The 7,654-nt window shown below is 52.7% G+C and carries 5 protein-coding genes; all 5 read right to left on the bottom strand.

The window, feature by feature from the left end:
• Nucleotides 1–110, bottom strand: a 110-nt coding sequence (locus QZ506_RS16260; protein WP_367272994.1) for an IS1 family transposase, incomplete at its 3' end; no start/stop codon positions are given.
• A 180-nt stretch (nt 111–290) separates the two neighbouring features.
• Nucleotides 291–1,274, bottom strand: coding sequence for a Gfo/Idh/MocA family oxidoreductase (locus tag QZ506_RS16255; RefSeq protein ID WP_291972492.1), 984 nt, complete (start codon nt 1,272–1,274; stop codon nt 291–293).
• A gap of 170 nt (nt 1,275–1,444) precedes the next feature.
• The gene (lpdA, locus tag QZ506_RS16250) at nt 1,445–2,869 is read right to left on the bottom strand and encodes a dihydrolipoyl dehydrogenase (protein ID WP_291972490.1); all 1,425 of its coding nucleotides are present in this window, start codon (nt 2,867–2,869) and stop codon (nt 1,445–1,447) included.
• 217 nt (nt 2,870–3,086) lie between these two features.
• Complete coding sequence (gene aceF, locus QZ506_RS16245) at nt 3,087–4,667, bottom strand: pyruvate dehydrogenase complex dihydrolipoyllysine-residue acetyltransferase (RefSeq protein ID WP_291972488.1); 1,581 nt, start codon at nt 4,665–4,667, stop codon at nt 3,087–3,089.
• Nucleotides 4,668–4,680: 13 nt separating this feature from the next.
• Entirely contained in the window at nt 4,681–7,344 is a 2,664-nt protein-coding gene (aceE, locus tag QZ506_RS16240) for a pyruvate dehydrogenase (acetyl-transferring), homodimeric type (protein ID WP_291972486.1), read from the bottom strand.
• Nucleotides 7,345–7,654: the final 310 nt, after the last annotated feature.

Genomic DNA, 7,654 nt, shown 5'->3' with positions numbered 1-7,654 from the left:
TGTTTGCATGACTGACGACGGTAACGCTGATGGCCACTTTTTCCATAACCGTGTTTTTTCACAGGAGATGTCTGTTCACAAAACGGGCATCTTACATCAACTTTAGCCACTGTATTCCACATCCAAAACCGGACATTTCACGCTGCAATCAACATATTGAATACACGACCCAGAAGAGTACCGGAATGCGCATGATAATAGCCATTAAAATAAAACACCGTTTCTTTTTATGAGTTAATTGTAAAAGCGAATAGAAGAAATAAACGTGCATGCACCACAATATGAGAAGGTTATCTCTCCACCGGAAACACAATCCCCCACTGCCGCCGCAGTTCATCCATCTGCGCCATAATCGACAGACTCTCATCTAGCGGCATCAGTTCGCATTCGGTTTTTCCTTCGCGTAAGCACACCATGACAGCGGCTGCCTGATAATTATAGCCATTACCTTCAAGCGGCAAGGTTACCGTGACGGGGGCTTCGCCAATCACCGCCAGCGTGGCGGAGGTCGCTTTGGAGAATTCGGGAATAACGATGGTCCCCTTATTACCAATAATCCACGCTTCTTTTTGCGTCGGGGTGCTGATCGAGCAGGACAACACCGCCACTTGTCCATCCGGGTAGAGCAGCGTCATGGCAGAAAGATCATCCACACCGGTTTCGTACAGGCTGGCAACGCCGGTGATGGTGGATGGAACCTGCCGGAAAACCCAGGAGGCAAACGAGATGTGATAAACCCCGACATCCATTAAGGCGCCACCGCCGCGATGCAAGCCCACTTTACGATCTTCGGATGGCCCTTCACGGCGAAAACCGAAACCGGCGCTGACCATACGCACCGGGCCGATAGCATCGGCATCAAGCCATTCAAGAACTTGTCGGTATACCGGGAAGAAGCGCGTCCACATGCCTTCCATCAGAAAAAGATTTTTTTCGCGCGCGACACGGATTACTTCTGCGGTTTCATTACGATTCAGGGTAAACGGCTTTTCGCAGCGCACTGATTTACCGTGATTGAGGCATAACAAGATATTGTCTTTATGGGCGCTGTTGGGGGTGGCGATGTATACCACGTCGATATAGGGATCGCGAACCAACGCCTCATAGCTGCCGTAGTATTTCTGCGCGGGAAAACGCTCGCCAAACTGTTCTGTATGTTGCAAAGAACGTGAGCCCACGGCATAAAGCTCCGCATCCGCTAACTGGTTCAGCCCCTGTGCGAAGCTTTTCGCAATGGTGCCGGTGCCCATGATTGCCCATTTGATGATTGCCATCTCTTTTCCTCCATCAATCTTCACTATTTTAAAATACCGTTTTGATTTTCGATGTATAGCAGGAAAAGTGAAAAGTGTTAGCGTGCTAGCTTTTGTCGGGGATAAAATAGAGATAAAAAAAATCCGGCGTCTAAGCAGCGCCGGATTTTCATGCCTGCAAACCTGAAAACTTATTTTTTCTTCGCTTTCGGGTTCGGCAGGTCGGTGATGCTGCCTTCGAACACTTCAGCCGCCAGGCCAACAGATTCGTGCAGCGTCGGGTGAGCGTGAATGGTCAGCGCGATGTCTTCCGCATCACAGCCCATTTCGATCGCAAGACCGATTTCACCCAGCAGTTCGCCGCCGTTGGTGCCGACAATCGCGCCACCAATAACACGGTGCGTTTCTTTGTCGAAAATCAGCTTGGTCATGCCGTCCGCGCTGTCAGAAGCGATGGCACGGCCAGACGCAGCCCACGGGAAGGTCGCCGTTTCGAAGCTGATACCTTTCTCTTTCGCTTCTTTCTCTGTCAGACCAACCCATGCCACTTCTGGTTCGGTATAGGCAATGGACGGGATCACTTTCGGATCGAAGTAGTGTTTTTTGCCCGCGATAACTTCGGCGGCCACGTGACCTTCATGTACGCCTTTGTGCGCCAGCATCGGCTGACCGACGATATCGCCGATAGCGTAGATGTGCGGCACGTTGGTGCGCAATTGTTTGTCAACATGGATAAAGCCACGCTCGTCAACTTCCACGCCTGCTTTACTGGCATTGAGGTTTTTACCGTTCGGCACACGGCCGATAGCCACCAGCACCGCGTCATAACGCTGCGGTTCCGCAGGGGCTTTCTTGTCTTCCATCGAAACGTAGATACCGTCTTCTTTGGCTTCTACCGCCGTGACTTTGGTTTCCAGCATCAGGTTGAATTTCTTGCTGATGCGCTTGGTGAAGACTTTAACAATGTCTTTATCCGCAGCCGGGATCACCTGATCGAACATTTCAACCACATCGATCTGAGAGCCCAGCGCATGGTACACGGTGCCCATTTCCAGACCGATAATACCGCCGCCCATGACCAGCAGACGTCCTGGAACGTTTTTCAGTTCCAGCGCATCGGTGGAATCCCACACGCGCGGGTCATCATGAGGAATAAACGGCAGCTGAATCGGACGAGAACCTGCGGCGATGATTGCGTTATCAAAGTTGATCACGGTTTTGCCTTCGGCACCGTCAACTTCCAGCGTATTCGCACCGGTAAATTTACCCAGACCGTTAACCACTTTCACTTTACGGCCTTTCGCCATACCGGCCAGACCGCCCGTCAACTGGGTGATAACTTTCTCTTTCCACAGACGGATCTTGTCGATGTCGGTTTGCGGTTCGCCAAACACGATACCGTGCTCCGCCAGCGCTTTCGCTTCTTCGATAACTTTTGCTACGTGCAGCAACGCTTTAGAAGGGATACAGCCCACGTTCAGACACACACCACCCAGCGTGGAGTAGCGCTCTACCAGTACGGTTTCCAGCCCTAGGTCCGCGCAGCGGAACGCCGCAGAGTAACCCGCAGGGCCAGCACCCAGTACCACTACCTGAGCTTTAATTTCTGTACTCATCATGACCTCTTAATTGATTTCCGGCGGGTCTGTGACGTCATTATTATTGAGTCTTAACGCCCTCTTCCACCGGGACGTGTCTTTTGCCACTGTAGTTTACAAAATTGTTAACAATTTTGTAAACTACAGGAGACTAACGATTTGTCCTTAATCACTGACAGCTGTAGCAAATAACAGCTTATCAGAAAAAAGCCGACCGTAAGGCCGGCTTTTTCGATTACATCACTAGGCGGCGGATGTCAGACAAGGTGTTGTTGATGATGGTTATAAAGCGAGCACCATCAGCACCGTCAATGACACGGTGGTCGAAGGACAGAGAGATCGGCATCATCAGACGCGGCGTAAACTCTTTACCGTTCCAGACCGGTTCCATCGCAGACTTGGACACACCCAGGATAGCCACTTCCGGCGCGTTGACGATCGGTGCGAAATGCGTGGTACCAAGGCCACCAATACTGGAGATGGTGAAGCAGCCACCCTGCATTTCGCCCGCAGTCAGCCTGCCATCACGGGCTTTCTTGGAGATAGCCATCAGCTCGCGAGACAGCTCGATGATGCCTTTCTTGTTCACGTCTTTAAACACCGGAACCACCAAACCATTCGGCGTATCAACGGCAACACCGATGTTGATGTATTTTTTCAGCGTCAGACGTTGAGCATCTTCAGACAGCGAGCTGTTGAAACGCGGCATCTGCTCAAGCGCAGTCGCAACGGCTTTCATGATGAACACCACAGGGGTGATCTTCACATCAAGTTTGCGTTTTTCCGCTTCGACGTTCTGCTGTTTACGGAACGCTTCCAGATCGGTGATATCGGTTTTGTCAAAGTGCGTAACGTGCGGGATAACCACCCAGTTACGGCTCAGGTTGGCACCAGAGATCTTCTGGATGCGACCCAGTTCAACTTCTTCCACTTCACCGAACTTGCTGAAGTCCACTTTCGGCCACTGCAGCAGACCCGGCAGAGAACCACCGGTCGCTGCGCCCGCCGCAGGTGCAGATCCAGCGCGTTTAACCGCGTCTTTCACGTAAGCCTGGATGTCTTCGCGCAGGATACGACCTTTACGGCCGCTGCCCTTCACTTTCGCCAGGTTTACGCCAAACTCACGCGCCAGACGGCGGATAACCGGCGTTGCGTGAACGTAAGCATCGTTTTCAGCGAACTCGCCTTTGGCATCTGCCTTGGCAGCAGCCGGTGCAGGTGCAGGTGCAGTGGCTTTCGCCGGTTGCGCTGCCGGAGCGGCTTCTTGTTTGGCGGCAGGCGCAGCGCCTTCCACTTCAAATACCATGATCAGCGAGCCGGTTTTCACTTTGTCGCCAGTGCTGACTTTGATCTCTTTCACAGTGCCCGCGAACGGTGCCGGAACTTCCATAGAGGCTTTGTCGCCTTCTACGGTGATCAGAGATTGTTCAGCGGCAATTTTGTCGCCGACTTTCACCATCACTTCAGTGACTTCAACTTCGTCGCCGCCGATATCCGGCACGGCCACTTCTTTCGCCGCGCTGGCGGCTGCCGCAGGGGCAGCTGCTTTGGTTTCCGCCGGAGCCGGTGCCGTAGTTGCCGCACCCTCAGCGTCGAAGACCACGATCAGTTTGCCCGTCGCCACTTTATCGCCGACAGCTATTTTGATCTCTTTCACCACGCCAGCCTGAGGAGAAGGCACTTCCATGGAGGCTTTGTCGCCTTCCACGGTAATCAGCGACTGTTCAGCTTCTACTTTGTCGCCCACCTTCACCATCACCTCGGTGACTTCAACTTCATCTGCACCGATATCCGGTACTTTGATTTCGATAGCCATTACTCTTTCCCTCTTATGCTAAGCGCGGGTTAACTTTTTCAGGATCGATGTTGAATTTCTTGATGGCTTCAGCCACCACAGAAGCTTCAACTTCACCGCGTTTAGCCAATTCGCCCAGTGCGGCAACTACTACGTAGGAAGCGTCAACTTCGAAGTGATGACGCAGGTTTTCACGGCTGTCAGAACGACCGAAGCCATCAGTACCCAGTACGCGGTAATCACTGGCCGGAACGTAAGTACGTACCTGCTCGGCGAACAATTTCATGTAGTCAGTGGACGCAACAGCCGGTGCATCGTTCATCACCTGAGCAATGTACGGTACGCGCGGTGCGTCGGTCGGGTGCAGCATGTTCCAGCGTTCGCAGTCTTGACCATCGCGCGCCAACTCCGTGAAGGAGGTCACGCTGTAAACATCGGAACCGATGCCGTAGTCGTTGGCCAGAATCTGTGCCGCTTCGCGAACGTGACGCAGGATAGAACCCGAGCCCAGCAGCTGAACCTTGCCTTTCGCGCCCGCTACCGTTTCCAGTCTGTAGATACCCTTACGGATACCTTCTTCCGCGCCTTGCGGCATGGCTGGCATGTGGTAGTTTTCGTTCAGCGTGGTGATGTAATAGTAGACGTTTTCCTGCGCTTCACCGTACATGCGCTCCAGACCGTCCTGCACGATCACAGCCACTTCGTAAGCGAAGGACGGATCGTAGGAAATACAGTTCGGGATGGTCAGCGACTGAATGTGGCTGTGACCATCTTCGTGCTGCAAACCTTCGCCGTTCAGCGTGGTACGGCCAGAAGTACCGCCGACCAGGAAGCCGCGCGCCTGTTGGTCACCCGCTGCCCAGCACAGGTCGCCAATACGTTGGAACCCGAACATGGAGTAGTAGATGTAGAACGGGATCATCGGCAGGTTGTTGGTGCTGTAAGACGTTGCCGCCGCCAGCCAGGATGAGCCTGCACCCAGTTCGTTGATGCCTTCCTGCAAGATCTGACCTTTCAGGTCTTCTTTGTAGTAAGCCACCTGCTCACGGTCCTGCGGGGTGTACTGCTGGCCGTTCTGGCTGTAGATACCGATCTGGCGGAACAGACCTTCCATACCGAAGGTACGCGCTTCGTCAGCGATGATCGGAACCAGACGATCTTTGATCGACTTGTTCTTCAGCATCACGTTCAGGGTACGCACAAGGGCGATGGTGGTGGAGATTTCTTTGGTTTGCTCTTCCAGCAGAGAGCTGAAATCTTCCAGCGTCGGCAGCTCCAGTTTCTCGTCGAAGTTCGGCTGACGAGACGGCAGGTAACCACCCAGAGCCTGACGGCGCTCATGCAGGTATTTGTATTCACCAGAATCTTTGTCGAAAGTGATGAACGGCAGTTTTTCGATGTCAGCATCAGCCACCGGCACATTGAAGCGGTCGCGGAAGTAACGCACGCCGTCCATGTTAACTTTCTTGACTTGGTGAGCGATGTTTTTGCCTTCTGCCGCATCACCCATACCATAACCTTTGATGGTGTGCGCCAGAATAACGGTCGGTTTGCCTTTGGTGTCTTGCGCTTTTTTCAGTGCAGCAAAGACTTTCTTCGGATCGTGACCACCGCGGTTGAGGGCCCAAATCTGATCGTCGCTCCAGTCGGCAACCAGCGCAGCCGTTTCCTGGTATTTGCCGAAGAAGTGCTCACGCACGTAGGCACCGTTTTTGGATTTGAACGTCTGATAGTCACCGTCAACGGTTTCGTTCATCAGTTGGACCAGTTTACCGCTGGTGTCTTTACGCAGCAGTTCGTCCCAACGCTCGCCCCACATGACTTTGATCACTTGCCAGCCAGCACCACCGAAGATGCCTTCCAGCTCGTTGATAATCTTGCCATTACCAGTAACCGGTCCGTCCAGACGTTGCAGGTTACAGTTGATAACGAAGACCAGGTTGTCCAGTTTCTCGCGGGTCGCGATGGTGATAGCCCCCTTGGATTCCGGCTCATCCATTTCACCGTCGCCCAGGAAGGCGTAAACGGTTTGTTTGGACGTGTCTTTCAGACCACGGTTTTCCAAATATTTCAGTAATTTAGCCTGATAAATAGCACCAATTGGACCCAGCCCCATGGAGACGGTCGGGAACTGCCAGAAGGTCGGCATCAATTTCGGGTGCGGATAAGAGGAAAGCCCCTGGCCGTGTACTTCCTGACGGAAGTTGTTCATCTGATCTTCGGTCAGACGCCCTTCCAAGAAGGCACGTGCATAGATGCCCGGAGAGATATGGCCCTGGAAATACACCAGATCACCGCCATCCTGAGCACTGCGTGCACGGAAGAAATGGTTAAAGCACACTTCGTAGAGGGTCGCGGAAGACTGGAAGGACGCCATGTGACCACCCAGTTCCAGATCTTTCTTGGATGCGCGCAACACTGTCATGATGGCGTTCCAACGAATAGCGGAACGAATGCGGCGCTCAAGGTCCAGGTTACCCGGATAGGCGGGTTCGTCTTCCACAGCAATGGTGTTTACGTAGTTGCTAACGGCACTGCCTGCCCCTACGTTTACGCCACCCTTGCGCGCTTCTGACAATACCTGATCGATCAGGTACTGTGCACGTTCAACACCCTCTTCACGGATAACCGATTCGATCGCCTGTAGCCAGTCGCGAGTTTCGATCGGATCCACGTCATTATTCAAACGTTCTGACATGGTGTATTCCTTATCTATTTCTAATCAGTTAATTTTCTGGAGCCTGTCTTGCTGTACTCTGTCATTGTCGTCATATCACTGACGGCTGCCGTACCATCGACAGTTGTCAAAGCACAGTAAGACAGGTCCAATCTCGTCATTTACGCGTTAAACGGTCGTGTATTCAATGTGTTGATTGCAGTGTGAAATGTCCGGTTTTGGATGTGGAATACAGTGGCTAAAGTTGATGTAAGATGCCCGTTTTGTGAACAGACATCTCCTGTGAAAAACACGGTTATGGCAAAAGTGGCCATCAGCGTTACCGTCGTCA

It is taken from the genome of Candidatus Symbiopectobacterium sp., from assembly GCF_020054415.1.
Classification (GTDB): domain Bacteria; phylum Pseudomonadota; class Gammaproteobacteria; order Enterobacterales; family Enterobacteriaceae; genus Symbiopectobacterium.
Note: the sequence above shows the minus strand (reverse complement) of the source record. Positions and strands in the feature narration are given on the sequence as shown.